This window comes from Rhodococcus sp. NPDC077669 (genome assembly GCF_040686915.1).
Classification (GTDB): Bacteria; Actinomycetota; Actinomycetes; order Mycobacteriales; family Mycobacteriaceae; genus Rhodococcoides; species Rhodococcoides fascians.
On the sequence record NZ_JBFBMD010000007.1, the window covers coordinates 14840 to 32167 of the forward strand.

Here is a 17328-nt window from a genome sequence, read left to right on the forward strand (position 1 = left end):
GCTCCCCGGTGGGTCGCGGCCTCGGTGACCTCTGCAGCGCCTATGGTAATTCGCGATGAAAAGGACTCGAAAGTTCGTAGCCGTGTGGGCGACAGCTCTCGCTCTCGCCGGCGTCGGCGGCGGCCCGGCATCGGCGCAGCCGGCAGTCGAGCCACCCGTCGTATCGACGACGCCACCGTTCACGACGCCGAACACCGACGCGTGCCCGTTCGCGGCCTCGCCGCCCCCGGCGATCGATTCCTCGGATGTTCCGGCTCCGGGTAGCACTGCGCCACAACCGGTTCCGATCCCGGCGGACCCGGTGGGCGGATCCCGACTGGCCGAGTGCGGCGCGATCGTGCCGGACGGCGCGCCCCCACTGCCCGCGGACATCTCGGCAACCGGGTTCGTGGTGGCAGACCTCGATTCCGGATCGGTGGTAGCCGCCAAGGATCCACACGGTCGGCACCGACCGGCGAGCACGATCAAAATACTGCTCGCCCTCGTCGCTCTGGACGAGCTGGACCTCGGCAAACAGATCACCGCGACGGCCGAGGACGCCGACGCAGAAGGCAGCGCCGTCGGCATCGGGAAGAACGGTGTCTACACCAATCTGCAACTGTTGCAGGGCCTGGTCATGGCGTCGGGAAACGATGCCGCGCATGCCTTGTCGGCTCAGCTGGGAGGTGACGCCGCGACCGTCGAGAAGATGAATGCCAAGGCAGCAGAGTTGGGCGCGCTCGACACACGGACCGCGACCCCCTCCGGCCTGGACGGGCCCGGCATGGCGAGCTCGGCCTACGACCTGGCACTGTTCTACCGGGAGGCCATGCGCAATTCGACCTTCGCGCAACTGATTTCGACCGAGAACGTGCAGTTTCCCGGCTATCCGAAGGATCCCACGATCCCCGACGACCAAGACCGCCCCGGTTTCACGCTGTCCAACGACAACCAGCTGCTCTACAACTATCCGGGCGCTCTCGGCGGCAAGACCGGCTACACCGACGATGCCCGGCAGACCTTCGTGGCGGGTGCCGAACGCAACGGTCGCCGTCTGGTCGTGACGCTCATGAAGGGTGACGTACTACCGATCCGGCCGTGGGAACAGGCGGCTCGGCTGCTCGACTACGGGTTCGCCCTGGATACGAGCAGCAGCGTCGGCGATCTGGTCGAACCGGATTCCACGTCGCCGGTGACGAGTACACGTGCCACCAGCGCGGTGCCAACCCTTGCTCAACCCCCTGCGTCGGCGTCGAGTGCCGAATCGGGTACCCGACAATCCGATCTGCAGGCGCAGGGCGACACGGTCGTGCGCATCGCGATCGGGGTCATCGGTGCACTGGTCGTGGCCGGTTTGCTGTGGGGCGCACGCACACTGTCTCGCCGCCCCTGAACTCCCCCGCCGCCTCTCACATTCGCAAGTAGGTTGCCTCGGATCAGCGTCGCCGATTGCGAAGTCCAGCGATACCCAGAGCGGCCAGAGCGCCCGCGCCCACCAAGGCCAGACCACCCTTGACACCCGGGCCGTCGCTCACCTCGACCCGGGTGTTGATCACCGCGGGGTCCGGCGCCGGCACATGGGCGTCAGCAAGGCTCTCCCGAGTGGTGGCTGCGAACGCAGTCGAGAACAGCACCAACCGCGACGTCGTGAACACGAACACCAACAGACCGATGATGGGACCGAACACGACTCCGGCGGGCCCGCTCGTGACGGACGCGAGGTAGATCGCGCCGAGTTGCTTGAAGATCTCGAAACCGACTGCGGCCAACAGTGCACCTTTGGCCGCACTGCGCCACGACACCGGTTCGCGGGGCAGACGTGAGATCACCCAGGTGAACAGCGCCCAGGTTCCGGCAAGCGCGAGCAGTATCGAGAAGACCCGCAGCGCCACTCCGACGCCGGGAACGGAATCGAGGTTCAACCATTCGAGAATGCCACGCATGACGCCGCCCCCGGCCAACGCGGACAGCCCGAGAGAAAGCACCAGTGCTGCTCCCAGGCCGAGCAGAGCCGCGAGGTCCTTGGCCTTGGTCGCAAGGAATCCGCCCGACTCGTGCTGGCTCTCCCACATCGCGGTCAGGGCCTCACGCAGATTGGCCACCCAACCGAGCCCCGCGTACAGCGCGCCGAGCAGACCGATGACACCGACACCGGTACGGGACTCGATCGCGGTATCGATCAGCGAGCTGATCGTCTCACCGAAGCTGCCCGGGACATTCTCCGCGATCTGCGACTGAATCTCGGCAAGCCATTCGGGCTGATTCACCAGTACGAACCCGGCAACGGCGAATGCAACCATCAGCAGCGGAAACAACGCCAGCACACTGAAATACGTCATCCCCGCGGCGTAGTAATCACCCTTCTGCCCCTGATACCGCTGCGCGGCAACAACAGTGTGATCCAGCCACGGCCACCGAGCACGCCGATCGTCGAGCATGGCCTTGAAATCGGGCATGGCACTCACCTTTTCGCTGTCGTCGGCGGCTGTTCGGGCCGTGTCCTCGAAATGTCGTGTAGCGCGAATATCGTGTACTGACAGGGCTATGCGCCGGGAGGAAGGAACCCCACCCTGTCGTACACCTGAGCCAGCGTTCTGCTCGCGACCTCCCTGGCTCGATCCGCACCGACAGCGAGGAGGCGATCCAATTCGGCTACATCGGACATGAATCCGTCCATTCGTTCGCGCAGCGGAACCACGAACTCGGTCAGCACGTCGGCAGTGTCGGACTTGAGATCGCCGTAGCCCTTGCCTGCGTAACCGGCGACCAGATCATCGATGCTCTTCCCGGACAGAGCGGACTGAATCACCAGAAGATTGCTGACGCCTGCCTTGTTCTCCGGATCGAAGACGATATCGCGTTCGTTGTCCGTCACTGCCGAACGAATCTTCTTCGCGGACAGCTTCGGATCGTCCAGGATGTTGACGATGCCCGCCGGATTCGACGACGACTTGCTCATCTTCGCCGTCGGATCCTGCAGGTCGAAGATCTTGGCCGTGCCCTTGATGATGTGTGCATCGGGAACCACGAAGGTCTTCTTGAACCGCGAGTTGAACCTCTGCGCCAGATCGCGAGTCAACTCCAGATGCTGACGCTGATCCTCGCCCACCGGAACGAGATTCGGCCGGTACAGCAGGATGTCCGCGGCCTGCAGAATGGGATAGGTGAACAACCCGACGCTGGTGTGATCGCGACCCTGCTTGGCGGACTTGTCCTTGAACTGCGTCATCCGGCCGGCTTCGCCGAACCCGGTGATGCAGTTGAGAACCCACGCCAACTGCGCATGCTCGGGAACCTGGCTCTGCACGAACAACGTCGACTTCTCGGGATCGATACCCACCGCCAACAGTTGTGCGGCCGCTATCCGGGTGCGCCGACGCAATTCCTTCGGGTCCTGCGGAACCGTGATCGCATGGAGATCGGGAACGAAGTAGAACGCATCGAACTCCTCCTGCAACTCCACCCAGTTCCGCACAGCACCCAGGTAGTTACCGAGATGGAACGAATCCGCCGTCGGTTGGATGCCCGAGAGCACCCGACGACGCGGACCCTGCGACGTGTCGATCGAGTCAGGAGAAGACATGCGGCAATCTTTTCACGCCGTCCCCGACCCGTACCGATTGCCTTGCCACACCAGTCGCTCCGCAGGCTCCGCTCCTCACCACACCGGTCACTCCGCAGGCTCCACTCCTAACACCCCGGTCACTCCGCAGGCTCCGCTCCTAGCGGTAGCGCACCGTCACCGGCGCGTGATCGGACCACCGCTGGTCGTACGCCTCCGCTCTTTCGGTGACAGCTTCTTTCGCACGCTCGGCCAGATCACCGGTGGCGAGTTGGTAGTCGATGCGCCACCCGGCGTCGTTGTCGAACGCCTTACCGCGGTAGGACCACCAGCTGTACGGCCCCTCGACGCCGGGGTGCAGCTCACGCACGACGTCGGTCCACAGTGACTTCTCGGCGAGCAATCGCGATACCCACTCACGTTCTTCGGGCAGGAAACCCGACTTCTTGCGGTTGGTCTTCCACGACTTCAGATCTGCTTCGGTATGGGCGATGTTCCAGTCGCCGCAGACCACGACGTCGCGCTCGGCGGACGTCGTTGCCTTGGCGGTCTTGGCGAGATACTTCGCGAACGCAGCCATGAAGCGTTCCTTCTCGTCCTGTCGGTCGGTCCCCACCTCGCCCGACGGCAGGTACAGGCTCGCCACGGTGACGTCACCGTAGTCTCCTTCGATGTAGCGACCCGCGTCGGCGAATTCAGCGACGCCGATGCCGGTTCTGATCGCCTCCGGCGCGGCCCTCGACAGCAGGGCTACACCGTTGCGTCCCTTTGCCGACGGTTCCGCCGACGCCAGATGCCATCCCGCATCGAGGGCCGGGGCCAGTGCTGTGGTCAGCTCGCCGTCGTTGGCGCGTGTCTCCTGAAGACAGATGACGTCGGCATCGGTGGCCTCGAGCCACGGAAGCATGCCCTTGCGAACAGCCGCGCGGATCCCGTTGACGTTGACAGTGGAAATAGTGATCGGCACGCCGACGACCGTAGCGGAGGCCACCGACAACCGGCAGGTGGCCTCCGCAGGCTCACCTTCTCTTCGGTTTGGCTCTTGGCTTCGGAGCCGTCACCGCCGAAGTCATCGACGGCACCGCGACCGGCTCCCGGTCGATCCGTCGGTAGACGATGTGCTGCTGGGCGTAGGTCCAGATGTTGTTGCTCACCCAATAGAGCAGCACCGCAACGGGCAGCACCGGGCCACCGATCAGCACCCCGGCCGGGAAGACCCACAGCGCGAGTTTGTTCATGATCGCGGTCTGCGGGTTCGCCGCGGCGGCCGCATCCTGACGCGCGATCGATGCCCGGGAGTTCAGGTGGGTAGCCACCGCGGCAACGATCATCAACGGCACCGCGACGACCGCGATGCTCCACACCGACGGCACCCCACCGAACGGACCGAACGCTTCGAGAACATCTCGAGAGCTACTGACGGCAGCGGAGATCGGTGCGCCGAACAGCCGCGCGTCGAGAAACGACTGCACATCGCCCGCACCGAACACGTAGTTGGCTGTACTCGCATTCTCCTGCGCCGACATACCGAGATGCCCGAACCCGGTTCCCGTCCGGTTGAACGAGCGCAACACGTGCAGCAGACCGATGAACACCGGTGCTTGCGCGAGCAGCGGGAGGCAACCCATCAGTGGGTTCACCCCGTGTTCCTTTTGCACTGTGCGGATTTCCGTGGCCTGTCGAGCCCGGTCACCGGAGTACTTCTTCCGTACCTCCTCGAGCCTGGGTTGGAGTTTCTTCATGGCGAGCTGTGAACGAATCTGACCGACGAACGGTTTGATCAACAGCGTTCGTAGCGTGAAGACCAAAAATACGACGGCCAAGGCCCAGGCGACGCCGTTGTCGGGGCCGAGCACGAAACCGAACACCCGGTGCCAGAACCACAGCACCGCGGAGACGGGGTAATAGACGAAATCGAGCATGATGGAGTGCCTCACTGAGAGAGAAATCGGTCGGATGACGTCTCGACCGGATCTCGCAGTGGCTCAGCGGAACTGGAGCCACCGATCCGGTCCGTGAACCGATCCGGGTGCTCTCGGCATAGGGCGGCCTGGCGTGTCGGGTTGCTCTTGTCTGCGGTAGGCCCCGCGGAGTCTGCCGCCGTCGGATCCGGCGGTTGTGGACGCGGGCGGCACCACGACGAGGACGTCGGCCGATGCACCCGTCACCAGCAGTGCCGCAGCCACCAACGCACCGAACATCGCTATCTGGGCCGCGGGCTGGGCATCGACGACGGCGAAGACGACCAGCAGGACTGCCGCCACCCCGACAAGGGTGACCACTGCGGCTCGCCACGGCGACACCGCACGCCTGGAAATTACGTCGAATGCAGCCGTCGAACCGACACGGCGGGTGGCGTTGTCGATGGACAACATAGTGATTCTCCCGATGAACCTCGTGGACCAGGGGCGCGTGAGGTGTGGGAGAGCTGTCGAACTACAGCGCTCCCACCAGGAGACCGGGTGCTCGCGGCTGCGGGCGACCGGGTGCGTCGGGGCGATGTTGACGTCGGAACGAGCCACGAAGGTGGCGCTCCTCCGCATTCGGTCCGACGTTCGACGGACGGTACAGAAGGCTCAGCGCCCCGGCACGATGCGCGTAGAACACCGCCGCCGCCAGAGCAGCGACGATGATCAGCGCGAGATCCGCCGGTCCGGCCGGAGTAGTCAGCAGCAGCGTGAAGAACAGCACCGACGTGACGACGAGGTTCTGATAGCCCATCGTGCACCTCCGTCCTTCGTCACCGATCGTCGAGTCGTTGCTCAGGGTACAGATACCGTCGGGTCTGTGCACTGGTACCAGCTGTCTCCCCACGAGACCGGGCCTCGGGCCTGAACACACTCACGAACACGTTGGGGTAGGCGATCGAGTTCGGGATCTGCGTCTGCCGACAACCCGCCAAGGTAGAACACGTCGATCCGCCCCGTCTCCTCGAACCGTTCGACGTTCTGCCGCGCGATGTACGCGTCCGGGTTCACGGCCGCGAGCGCGAGAACGGTCAGCACTGCTCCCACGCCGACTGCTCGCGGAAGCCAGCGACCCGACATCCGTACGCCCGCGACGAGCAGCAGTACGAACACCGAACCCAACCACCATTCGACCGCGGTGACGAACAGCCGCAGGGTGGTGTAGCCGTACTGCTCCTCGTACAACGACATTCGATGCAACGCCGACGCCACGATCACCACCGACAGTGCGCACAGCGCGCCGAGCAGAACCCGCAATGCAAGTCGGTCGCGTAGGTCCGTTCGTTCGGCCTTGGTCACGGTGACCGCGATGACGAGCAAGGTCAATACCGTCACCGTCAGCAACTGCCAGAAGCCCTGCCGTGCGTACTCGGCGTTGGTCAAACCTTCGGTGCTCAGAACGTGTCCCTGGCCGCCGAACAAGCTCGGAATCTGAAAGGCGACGAACACGCCGAACAGGCCGACGACAGCGCCGAGCGGTATTGCCCACTCCCACAACCGAAGTGTGCGACGCGGTGTTGCCGCCAGGCGGTCGAAGCGCGGCGGATGCACGGCCACGTATGCGGCGGCGAGCGCACCTGCAGCCGTCAGTACGAATACGACCACTCGCCCGACGATCGATCCGAGATCGAACTGCGGAGTGACCGAGCCCAGAGCATCCGCGAAACGTCGATCCGCCGCCCCGAACAGCGCGGCGAACACCACACAGAGCGCGACGGTGACGGCGGCGACCACGCCGATTCGGATCGGCTTGGGCCCGTCGAGATCGATGGTTCCCGCCCCTCGTCGCGTCCACCGCACGACCCGCAAGGGCAGCAGCAGCGGCAGCACGGCGCCGAGAGCGATGCCCGTCCAAGTCCAGGCCCGCGAGAGAACGACCGACCCGACGACGACCGCAAGGGCAACGGACAGAGCGACGATCCACTCCGCCTCTCGTAGCGCCGCGACGCTGGACAAGGCGAGGACCCCCGCCACACCCACCCACTCCCACGGCGACAACGACGCACGCCGTACCGCTACGACGACAGCCATGATGCTTGCGGCGGTGATGGTTACGCCGAAGTTGTTGTAGCCCAATATCACTGTCGCGACGAGCCCGGCAGCAAGCGCTCCTAGAAGTGCCGCGCGGGGTGCCCGAGAGTGTCGCAGCACCGGCCAGGTTCGAGGGCTCCACAGCGACCGACGAGGCCGCGTTCTGGGGTGCATGGGTATTCCGATCGTGGTCATGGCTGGGATCCATTTCTGTGTTCGAGGCATGCCGAACCGCGGCTGCGGTCCAGGGACGAGCAGTCGAGGTGAGTGGGTGTGTGAAAGAAGGTGGGTTGTCAGCGCTCGGGGATGGCCACTCTGATGTGGCAGCCCGACTCACTGTCGAGAACGTCGATGGTCCCGCCGTGCAGTTCGGTGGCCCACCGTGCGATTCCGAGTCCGAGACCTGTTCCGCCGTCGGTGGATCCGCCGCGAGTGAACCGGTCGAACACCGTGTGACGGTCGGCCGGTGCGATGCCGGGACCCTCGTCGCGAACATCGAACGCGAACCGGTCCCCGGTTCGATGCGCTCGGATACTCACCGTGCCCGACTGCGGCGAATGCCGTACGGCGTTGTCGACGAGATTGGTGATCACCTGCGTCATTCGAGCGCGGTCGGCGACGACCGTCCCGGCACCGGGTGAGACGACGATCGATACTCGTTCTCGGTGAACGCCGGTCGCCTCCTCGAGGAAGGGGCGCACCGGGAATTCCGTCGGGACGATGCTCAGCACTCCGCCCTCGACCCTCGACAGATCGAGCAGTTCGGTCACCAGGTTTCCCAGTCTCTCGGTCTGGCCCAGGGCGACAGACAACGTGGCCGGGTCGGGTTCGGTCACCCCGTCGACCATGTTCTCGAGCACTGCCCGCAAGGCAGCGATGGGAGTCTTCAACTCGTGGGAGACGTTTCCGATCAGCTCGCGGCGGTACTTCTCGGCGGCTTCCAAGTCGCTCGCCATGGTGTTGAACGCGGTGGCGAGCTCGCCCACCTCGTCGCGGGACGTGGCACGCACCCGGGTCGAATAGTCGCCTCGCGCCATCGCTTTGGCTGCCGAGGTCATCTCTCGCAGGGGCGACGTCATGCCGTGCGCGACGAATTGTGTTGCGGCCAAAGACACGATCAATGCGGCGAGAAGTGTGTAGCGAAACTGCCAGCCGGCCCCGATCCAGAAGACGACGCTCGCCAGCACCAGCACGATGCCCACCACGAGCGAGACCTTGAGTTTGAACGACCGCAAGGGATCGAGCGGACGCGGCAGCATCGGCCTCATCGCGGTGCCTCCACGGCGTATCCGACGCCGTGGACGGTACGAATCAGGTCGCCACCGAGCTTGCGCCGCAACGCTTTCACATGACTGTCGACGGTACGACTGCTGGCCGAATCGTCCCAACCCCACAGTTCCGACAGCAGGGTCTCCCTGGACACCGCCGTGCGAGGTCGAGCGGCCAGATACGCCAGGATGTCGAATTCGGTTCTGGTGACGTGGATGTCGCCCGCGTCGGTGGAGACGCGTCGCTCCCGGTGATCGATGTGCACGTCGCCGATTCGAGTGGTGTACTGCTCGGGAGTGACGACGCGCTCGGCGCGCCTGATGAGAGCGTGCACACGCGCGACCAGTTCACGCATGCTGAACGGCTTGCCCAGATAATCGTCCGCACCGACGCCCAGCCCGACGAGCATGTCGGTCTCGTCGGACTTGGCCGTCAACATCAGTACCGGTACCGGCCGGGATGCCTGGATGCGTCGACACACTTCGAGTCCGTCGAAACCGGGAAGCATCAGATCCAGCACCACCACGTCGGGGTCGATCCGGCCGCACACTTCCACCGCGGAGGGGCCGTCGGCGGCAGTGACCACGTCGTACCCCTCGCCTCGCAGTCGAGCGGCCACGGCGTCGGAGATCGTGGGTTCATCGTCGACTACGAGAACTGTGCGGCTCATGAGAATTGACCCTAGAGGTCGGACATGGAGGACTTCGTCGGGAAATGTGGAGGTTCGGTGAAGGTTGACCTGAAAGTCGAACTAAGGGTGGGCTACCCTTCCTTTCGATACCCGACCTGACGAAAGGCCCACTCGATGCGTACCCGACCACTTCGGAGAACTTTGGCGGTGTGCGCGATCGCGCTGACCACGGCGGGACTACTGAGCGCCTGCTCGAACTCCGACGGCACGTCCGACGGCCCCGACTCCCCCACGACCGCCAGCTCGGGCGTCTTTCCCGTCTCGGTAAAGCATGCGTTCGGCGAGACCGTCGTTCCCGAGGAACCCACGCGCGTCGTGGTGGCGGGATACACCGAACAGGACACGGTGTTGGCCCTCGGCGTGATCCCCGTCGGAGTGACGGAGTGGTACGGCGACCAGCCGTACGCGACCTGGCCCTGGGCTCGGGCCGCGCTGGGAAATGCCCAGCCCGAGGTGCTCACCAACAACGGCGACGGTTTCGAGACCGAGAAGATCGCCGCCCTCGAGCCCGATCTGATCATCGCCACCAACGCCGGTCTCACCGCGGACAGCTACCGGACTCTGAGCAACATCGCACCCACGCTCGCCCAGTCCGACGCGTCGACCGCCTACTTCGAGCCCTGGGACGTACAGGCGGAGAAGATCGGCCGGGCGTTGGGTAAGAAAGCCGAAGTGGACGGACTCATCGACGGTGTGAATCAGAAGTTCGCCGATGCCGCGGCGGCTCACCCCGAGTTCGCAGGGAAGAAGGCGATCTTCCTGCAGAACGCGTTCTACGAGGGCAAGGCCATCGCGTACCAGGACGGTTTGAGCACCGACTTCCTGACGAAGCTCGGTTTTGTGATCCCCGACGACATCGACGCGTTCGTGCCGGCCGACGGCAGTGCGCAGGCGAGCATCCCGCTGGAGAACCTGTCGGTCCTCGACACTGCAGATGTGCTGATCTGGGGAACGGAGAACCCGGGCGATCGCGGCCAGTTGGAGAAGGAACCGGTGTACAACGCTCTGCAGCCGGTGAAGGACGGCAACCTCGTCTTCACCGATGGGGTGACGGCGGGGGCGATCTACTTCACGAGTGTGCTGAGCCTGCCGTACGTGATCGACAAGGTGGCTCCGGCAATGTCCGAGGCGCTCGGCGGAACCGCCACCACCATCACGTCCTGACTTTCATGCCGCCGAGCGCTTCTCCATCCACATGGCGACGGACAGAACGCCCAGGCCGGCAACAGCGAGACCCGAGCCGACGGCGGCCGGTGCCGTGTAGCCGAGACCTGCGGCGATCACCGCGCCGCCCACCGCGGCTCCGATGGCATTGGCCAGGTTGAACGCCGCGTGGTTGAGTGACGCGGCGAGAGTCTGCGCGTCCTCCGCCACGTCCATCAGACGGGTCTGAAGTCCGGGGACGACGGACGAGCCGGACGCGCCGATCAAGAACACGAGAAGCAGCGCGGTCACCGGGTTGTGAGCCGCGACGACGAAGACGGCCAGGGACACTGCGGTCGCGGCCAGCCCGATGAAGGTGCCCTTGAGCTTGTACTTGTCGGCCAACCAACCGCCTGCGTAGTTGCCGGCAACCATGCCGAGGCCGTAGATCATCAAGGCCACCGGAACCAGTGCACGGGCAAGGCCTGCGACGTCGGTCAGGGTCGACGCGATGTAGGTGTACACCGCGAACATGCCGCCGAATCCGACGATGCCGACGAACAGGGTCATCCACACCTGGCCACGGCGGAGGGCACCGAGCTCGGTGATCGGACTGGTGGTCGGCATGGCGTCGAGTCGCGGCATCCACAGGACCAGCGCACTGACGGTGAGCAACCCGATCACGGCGACGAGGGCGAATGCGCTTCGCCACCCGAGGGCCTGGCCGATCCAGGTCGCCACCGGTACACCGACGACGTTCGCCACCGATAGACCCATCATCACCATCGCGACGGCCTTGGCTCGTTTGCCCGGCTCAGCGAGGTGCGCCGCCACCAGTGCGGCAACGCCGAAATACGCGCCGTGCGGCAGACCGGCCACGAACCGGGAGGCCACCAACTCGTTGAAACTCGGCGCGAAGACCGTCCCGAGATTGCCGAGCGTGAACGCCACCATCAGCGCCAGCAACAACATGCGCCGAGGAACACGCGCCGCAAGAGCGGCGATTGTCGGCGCACCGACGACGACGCCGAGCGCGTAGGCGGAGATCATGTGGCCGGCCGACGGCTCCGATATTCCCATCGTCGTCGCGATGTCCGGGAGCAGGCCCATCGAGGCGAATTCGGTGGTGCCGATGCCGAAGCCGCCGATGGACAGGGCCAGCATGGCGAGCCTGCGGCGGGTCGAGTGCGGTCGATGGCCGACGCTCAACCCACTCGACACCTTGCCGCGCACGGCGCTGACGTTTCTGGCGAGAGCGGAATCGGTGACAGTCACAGCAGAACAACCTTCGTAAGCAATCGGATTACAGAGCGGGCCAGGGGCTGGTGGATCGACGACCTGGTAAATCGACGACCTGGTGGATCGATTCAGTACAGCCCGACCGGACGGCACAACGTTCGTCGTGTTCATTGTCTTCCCCGAGGCGACTCGTTTTCGAGTCGTCGGGCGGTGATTGTCCTCACCAGAGCATCTGCTCGAGGGTCGTGAGCGCCCTCGTTCCCCCGAGACACCCATACCCGCTAAGATTCCTGCCAGGTCATGAGTGCCAGCATCGAGCCCCGGCTTGCTGGCCGGCAACCCTCCAACCGCGGTGGGGTGCCCCGGGTGAACGACCAGGCCGATGCAACACATCCGTGTCGTATCGACAAGCGCGGGTCCGCTCCGAAGCGGACCCACTGATCTTCGGTCCCCACGGGCCGAGGCATGTCAGGAGGTTCTCATGTGTTGCTGTACCGATACGCCCCGTAACGCTCGAGTTCTCGAGCTTCATTCGACAGAAAACACGTCTGAGAAAACGGAGTATCACCAGCCATGACCGATTCGACCCCCGACGTCGTCGACGCCACCGGAGCACCCACCGAGGATCCGTTCACCGATCCCGCAGCCGACTGGAGCTTCGAGACCAAGCAGATCCATTCGGGTCAGACACCGGACGGCACCACCAGGGCTCGTGCGTTGCCCATCTACCAGACCACCTCGTACACGTTCGACAACACCGATCACGCGGCCGCACTGTTCGGCCTGGCGGAACCGGGCAACATCTACACCCGCATCATCAACCCCACGCAGGATGTCGTCGAGCAGCGCATCGCCGCTCTCGAAGGGGGCGTCGCAGCGCTTCTGCTCGCGTCGGGCCAGGCAGCAGAAACGTTCGCCATTCTCAATCTCGCCGAGGCGGGCGATCACATCGTCTCGAGCCCGCGGCTCTACGGCGGCACCTACAACCTGTTTCATTACACGCTTCCGAAGCTGGGGATCACCGTCTCGTTCGTCGACGATCCGGACGATCTCGAGCAGTGGCGCGCGGCCATCACACCGTCGACCAAAGCGTTCTACGGTGAGACGATCTCCAACCCGAAGAACGACGTTCTCGATATCCCCGGCATTTCGGCGATCGCCCACGAGAACGGCATTCCGCTGATCGTCGACAACACCGTCGCGACGCCGTACCTGCTGCAGCCGCTGAAGCACGGTGCCGACATCGTGGTGCACTCGGCGACGAAGTACCTCGGCGGTCACGGCACGGCGATCGCGGGCGTCATCGTCGACGGCGGAACGTTCGACTGGACGCAGGGCCGTCACCCCAACTTCACCACCCCGGATCCGAGTTACCACGGTGTCGTCTTCGCCGATCTCGGCGCTCCGGCCTTCGCCCTGAAGGCGCGGGTGCAGTTGTTGCGTGACATCGGGGCTGCTGTGTCACCCTTCAATGCGTTCCTGATCAGCCAGGGCCTCGAGACGTTGAGTCTTCGAATCGAGCGGCACGTGGCGAACGCGCAGAAGGTGGCCGCCTTCTTGGCCGGTCGCGACGACGTCGTCTCGATCAACTACGCCGGACTCGAGTCCTCGCCCTGGTACGAGCGCGGGCAGCAGCTGCTCCCGAAGGGGCAGGGCGCGATCATCGCGTTCGAGCTGAAAGGAGGAGTGGACGCGGGCAAGAAGTTCGTCAACGCTCTCACTCTGCACAGTCATGTGGCTAACATCGGAGACGTGCGTTCTCTCGTCATCCATCCCGCGTCCACCACGCATTCGCAGTTGACCCCGGAAGAGCAGTTGGCCTCCGGCGTCACTCCCGGCCTCGTGCGTCTGGCCGTCGGTATAGAAGGAATCGACGACATCATCGCCGATCTCGAGGTCGGCTTCCGCGCGGCGGCGTCTTGAGCCACAGTTTGAACACAGGCGTTCGTCCGGAGGCGGTCCTTCCGTCTCCGGACGGGCGGTTGGGAACCATCGACATCGGTGGTCTCGATCTCGAGAACGGTTCTCATATTCCGCACGTGACCGTGGCGGTGCAGCGTTGGGGCGAGATGGCGGCCGATCGCAGCAACGTCGTGCTCGTCGAACATGCGTTGACCGGTGATTCCCACGTTTCGGGACCGCCGGATGCCGACCACGTACTGCCCGGTTGGTGGAACGGGATGGTCGGACCGGGCAGCCCCATCGACACCGACGAATGGTGTGTCGTGGCCACCAACGTGCTCGGCGGATGCGGAGGCACCACCGGGCCGAGCAGCATCTCCCCCGACGGCACCCCGTACGGTTCTCGCTTCCCGGAAATTTCGATTCGCGATCAGGTGGCGGCAGAGGTCGCGGTGGCCGATGTTCTGGGCATCGATCGGTTCGCCGCCGTCGTGGGCGGGTCGATGGGCGGCATGCGCACCCTCGAATGGATTGTGGGACATCCGGATCGGGTGGGTGCCGCGCTGGTGCTCGCCGTCGGTGCCCGCGCGACAGCGGACCAGATCGGAACGCAAACCACCCAGATCGCTGCGATCAAGGCCGATCCGGGTTGGCTCGGCGGCAATTACCACGACACCGGCACCGCCCCGACCGCCGGACTCGGGATCGCTCGACGCATCGCGCATCTGACGTACCGAACCGAGAGCGAACTCGACATTCGGTTCGGAAACTCTCCGCAGAACGACGAGGATCCGTGGGCCGGCGGCAGGTACTCCGCGCAGAGCTACCTCGAGCATCAGGCCGCCAAACTGGTCAATCGATTCGACGCGGCGACGTACGTTCTTCTGAGCGAAGCGATGAACCGCCACGACGTGGGCCGAGGACGCGGCGGAGTCGCCGAAGCCCTTGCGTCCGTGCCGGTTCCGACCATCGTCGGGGGCGTCGATTCCGATCGCCTCTACCCGCTTCGACTGCAGAAAGAAATTGCGCGTGAACTCCCACAGTGCCGGGGGCTCGAAGTGATCCAGTCGCGAGACGGCCACGACGGATTTCTCACCGAGGCCGATTCGGTGGCGAAGTTGCTGGCCGAGACAATGGAGCTCGCCCGCCTCGGACGGCGCTGACCCGAGTCGATCGGTCTACGTCAGTCCGTCCCCAGGGGATCGATCGACAGCGACAGAAAGACGATGGCGCCGCCGACGCCTCCCAGCGCCAACACGTCGAATCCCCTGCTGCGCACCTTCAGGGTGCCGACGCGTGACTCGGGTAGGCACAGTCGCAGCAACGCTGCCACCACCGCTGCGCACCCGAAGATGAACGAGCCGCGCCGCCAACGGTCGGCGAGAACCAGGACCAGCGCGGCGAGCACGATGATCGACACCACGACCATCGGTAGATTCCGAGCGAGCGCCGCTCGGAAACCCGGCACGTGATCGCCTCGCGCATCCTGTACGTCGTTCACCTCGGCTCGCTCAACTCTGGGCCGCAGTGCGTTCGGCTCGCTCCACGACATTGGACAGCAGAAACGCGCGCGTCAACGGCCCGACTCCACCGGGGTTGGGCGACAGGAAACCGGCCACCTCGGCGACGTCGTCCGCGACGTCTCCGCGCAATCCGTCCTCGGTGCGGGTGACCCCGACGTCGAGCACAGCCGCCCCGGGCTTGACCATGTCTGCGGTGATCAAACCGGGAACCCCGGCGGCCGCGATGACGATGTCGGCGCGGGAGACCTCTGCGGCAAGATCACGAGTTCCGGTGTGGCACAACGTGACCGTCGCGTTCTCCGAACGGCGGGTCAGCAGCAGTCCGATCGGTCGGCCCACCGTCACACCGCGGCCGATGACCACAGCGCGCGCCCCGTCGAGTGCGACGTCGTAGCGCCGCAGCAAGTGGACGATGCCCCGCGGGGTGCACGGCAATGCGGCGTCCTTGCCCAGCACCAAGCGGCCGAGGTTGATCGGGTGCAGACCGTCGGCATCCTTGTCGGGATCGATGCGCTCGAGCGCGGCGTTCTCGTCCAGATGCTTGGGCAACGGAAGCTGCACGATGTACCCCGTGCAGTCGGGGTTGGCGTTGAGCTCGTCGATGACCGCTTCGAGTTCGGACTGAGTGATATCCGCGGGAAGATCGCGTCGAATGGAAGTGATGCCCACCTTCGCGCAGTCGTTGTGCTTGCCCCGCACGTACGCGGCAGAACCCGGATCATCTCCGACGAGCACCGTCGCCAGGCCGGGAGTGATGCCCTGCTCCCGCAGACGTGCCACACGGGCGGTGAGGTCGACGAAAATCTCGTCACGAGTCGCTTTGCCATCGAGGATCGTTGCAGTCACCGGGCCATTGTTTCAGGTTCTGCCCGTCCGGCGGCGCGCCGGGCCGATCACCGCGGTCAGCTCTCGACGATCAAGCCCTGCGCAGCCGCGAAGGCCACTGCTTGCATCAGTTCGATCTTGGCCCCGCGCACCAGTGCGCCGACCCACAGCGACGCATCGGCGACGGCTCCGCGCAGGTCCGACTCCTCCATTTTGGCACCGACGGTTCGTGCGCCCACGAGATCGACGGACCGCAGCACCGCTTTGCGAAGATCGGTCGAGGTCAGGTTCGCCTCCCGCATCCGACATCCGGTCAGATCGACGCCGCGCAGGTCGGCATTACCCAGCGAGGCCAACGTGAAATCGACTTCGTCGTAGGTGGCCGGACGCATGCGAGTGTCCACGAACACCGATCCCATCAACGTCGAGTGACGGAAGACGCTGTGCTGCAGATTGGTTCGAGTGAACGTGCACGATCGAAAGGCCGAGTTGGTGTGCACCGAATCCGTGAGGTCGGTACCGGTGAAGTCGCATTCGGTGAAGACGACCGAGTCGGTCCGCACATTGCTCATGTCCGCGTCACGGAAGGTGCACCGGACGAACTGCCTGCCCGACCACTCCCGCCCGTCGAGTCGAGAATCCGAGAAATCTTCGCCGATGGTCTGTTCGTCGTCCACCTGCCCCATCCTCCCCGGGCTCGTGGTGGCAGAGTGATCCGGGTGTTTCGACTCATGTTCTTCGAGCCCCGGATTCCGCAGAACACCGGCAATGCGATTCGCCTCGTCGCCGGCACCGGATGCGAACTGCATCTCGTTGGCCCCCTCGGGTTCGACATGTCCGAACCCAAGCTCAAACGCGCGGGATTGGACTACCACGACCTCGCGTCGGTCACCGTGCACCAGGACCTGCCGTCGGCGTGGTCCGCATTGGCCCCGGAACGGGTCTTCGCCTTCACCGCGCACGCAACACGCTCCTACGCCGACGTCGCCTACCAACCCGGTGACGTCCTACTGTTCGGACCGGAACCCACCGGACTCCCCGACGACGTCTTGAACGACCCCCATGTGACCGATCAGCTGCGCATCCCGATGATCCCCGGACGACGATCACTCAACCTGGCGAACGCCGCAGCAGTGACGATGTACGAGGCCTGGCGCCAACACGACTATCAGGGCAGCGTCTGAACGATTTGCGTTC

The 17328-nt window shown here is 64.9% G+C and carries 18 protein-coding genes and 1 riboswitch; of the genes, 5 read left to right on the plus strand and 13 right to left on the minus strand.

The genetic code is table 11. From position 1 onward, the window contains the following. Positions 1 to 55 precede the first annotated feature (55 nt). On the plus strand, positions 56 to 1372 hold the full coding sequence (locus AB0P23_RS10905) for a D-alanyl-D-alanine carboxypeptidase family protein (protein WP_032374652.1): 1317 nt from the start codon (positions 56 to 58) through the stop codon (positions 1370 to 1372). Between the two features lie 43 nt (positions 1373 to 1415). On the opposite strand, the gene yhjD is transcribed toward AB0P23_RS10905, so the two are convergent. The 9 genes from yhjD to AB0P23_RS10950 all read right to left on the minus strand — a co-directional run bounded on the left by yhjD (position 1416) and on the right by AB0P23_RS10950 (position 9478). Beyond that, positions 1416 to 2435: an inner membrane protein YhjD gene (yhjD, locus tag AB0P23_RS10910; RefSeq protein ID WP_027496411.1), complete on the minus strand. Its 1020-nt coding sequence runs from the start codon at positions 2433 to 2435 to the stop codon at positions 1416 to 1418. Positions 2436 to 2521: 86 nt separating this feature from the next. After that, positions 2522 to 3562 carry a tryptophan--tRNA ligase gene (trpS, locus tag AB0P23_RS10915; protein WP_032366680.1) on the minus strand — a complete coding sequence of 347 codons (1041 nt, stop codon included), beginning with the start codon at positions 3560 to 3562 and terminating at the stop codon, positions 2522 to 2524. Between the two features lie 139 nt (positions 3563 to 3701). Further along, a complete protein-coding gene (locus AB0P23_RS10920) occupies positions 3702 to 4508 on the minus strand; it encodes an exodeoxyribonuclease III (protein ID WP_206497975.1) in 807 nt (268 codons plus the stop codon). A 52-nt stretch (positions 4509 to 4560) separates the two neighbouring features. After that, the gene (gene yidC, locus AB0P23_RS10925) at positions 4561 to 5463 is read right to left on the minus strand and encodes a membrane protein insertase YidC (RefSeq protein ID WP_052061439.1); all 903 of its coding nucleotides are present in this window, start codon (positions 5461 to 5463) and stop codon (positions 4561 to 4563) included. Between the two features lie 63 nt (positions 5464 to 5526). Further along, positions 5527 to 5916: a DUF6412 domain-containing protein gene (locus AB0P23_RS10930; protein ID WP_052061440.1), complete on the minus strand. Its 390-nt coding sequence runs from the start codon at positions 5914 to 5916 to the stop codon at positions 5527 to 5529. Between the two features lie 61 nt (positions 5917 to 5977). Then, the gene (locus AB0P23_RS10935) at positions 5978 to 6262 is read right to left on the minus strand and encodes a DUF6412 domain-containing protein (protein WP_032366681.1); all 285 of its coding nucleotides are present in this window, start codon (positions 6260 to 6262) and stop codon (positions 5978 to 5980) included. Positions 6263 to 6303: 41 nt separating this feature from the next. Beyond that, positions 6304 to 7734, minus strand: a complete 1431-nt coding sequence (locus tag AB0P23_RS10940) for a DUF4173 domain-containing protein (protein ID WP_052061441.1) — start codon at positions 7732 to 7734, stop codon at positions 6304 to 6306. A 98-nt stretch (positions 7735 to 7832) separates the two neighbouring features. Further along, entirely contained in the window at positions 7833 to 8807 is a 975-nt protein-coding gene (locus AB0P23_RS10945; RefSeq protein ID WP_032400119.1) for an ATP-binding protein, read from the minus strand. Beyond that, a complete protein-coding gene (locus AB0P23_RS10950; protein WP_032371022.1) occupies positions 8804 to 9478 on the minus strand; it encodes a response regulator transcription factor in 675 nt (224 codons plus the stop codon). Before AB0P23_RS10950 ends, AB0P23_RS10945 begins: the two co-directional genes overlap by 4 nt. Before the next feature lie 135 nt (positions 9479 to 9613). Between AB0P23_RS10950 and AB0P23_RS10955 the strand changes: the two genes are divergently transcribed. Beyond that, positions 9614 to 10663, plus strand: a complete 1050-nt coding sequence (locus AB0P23_RS10955) for an ABC transporter substrate-binding protein (RefSeq protein WP_045841986.1) — start codon at positions 9614 to 9616, stop codon at positions 10661 to 10663. 3 nt (positions 10664 to 10666) lie between these two features. Here AB0P23_RS10955 and AB0P23_RS10960 read toward each other — a convergent pair whose 3' ends face one another. Continuing rightward, entirely contained in the window at positions 10667 to 11806 is a 1140-nt protein-coding gene (locus tag AB0P23_RS10960; RefSeq protein ID WP_032367243.1) for an MFS transporter, read from the minus strand. 371 nt (positions 11807 to 12177) lie between these two features. Next, a riboswitch (SAM riboswitch) is annotated at positions 12178 to 12300 on the plus strand. 154 nt (positions 12301 to 12454) lie between these two features. Between AB0P23_RS10960 and AB0P23_RS10965 the strand changes: the two genes are divergently transcribed. Further along, positions 12455 to 13804, plus strand: a complete 1350-nt coding sequence (locus AB0P23_RS10965; RefSeq protein ID WP_080730083.1) for a bifunctional o-acetylhomoserine/o-acetylserine sulfhydrylase — start codon at positions 12455 to 12457, stop codon at positions 13802 to 13804. Between the two features lie 8 nt (positions 13805 to 13812). Then, on the plus strand, positions 13813 to 14946 hold the full coding sequence (locus tag AB0P23_RS10970) for a homoserine O-acetyltransferase (protein ID WP_027496400.1): 1134 nt from the start codon (positions 13813 to 13815) through the stop codon (positions 14944 to 14946). Positions 14947 to 14966: 20 nt separating this feature from the next. Here the strand turns inward: AB0P23_RS10970 and AB0P23_RS10975 are convergent, their stop codons facing one another. The 3 genes from AB0P23_RS10975 to AB0P23_RS10985 form a co-directional block, all read right to left on the minus strand. Continuing rightward, positions 14967 to 15212: a DUF3017 domain-containing protein gene (locus AB0P23_RS10975; protein ID WP_045842095.1), complete on the minus strand. Its 246-nt coding sequence runs from the start codon at positions 15210 to 15212 to the stop codon at positions 14967 to 14969. 82 nt (positions 15213 to 15294) lie between these two features. Further along, the gene (locus tag AB0P23_RS10980) at positions 15295 to 16152 is read right to left on the minus strand and encodes a bifunctional methylenetetrahydrofolate dehydrogenase/methenyltetrahydrofolate cyclohydrolase (protein ID WP_032400121.1); all 858 of its coding nucleotides are present in this window, start codon (positions 16150 to 16152) and stop codon (positions 15295 to 15297) included. Positions 16153 to 16208: 56 nt separating this feature from the next. Further along, complete coding sequence (locus AB0P23_RS10985) at positions 16209 to 16817, minus strand: pentapeptide repeat-containing protein (RefSeq protein WP_283542195.1); 609 nt, start codon at positions 16815 to 16817, stop codon at positions 16209 to 16211. A gap of 33 nt (positions 16818 to 16850) precedes the next feature. Between AB0P23_RS10985 and AB0P23_RS10990 the strand changes: the two genes are divergently transcribed. Further along, positions 16851 to 17315, plus strand: coding sequence for a tRNA (cytidine(34)-2'-O)-methyltransferase (locus tag AB0P23_RS10990; protein ID WP_179284834.1), 465 nt, complete (start codon positions 16851 to 16853; stop codon positions 17313 to 17315). Positions 17316 to 17328 lie beyond the last annotated feature (13 nt).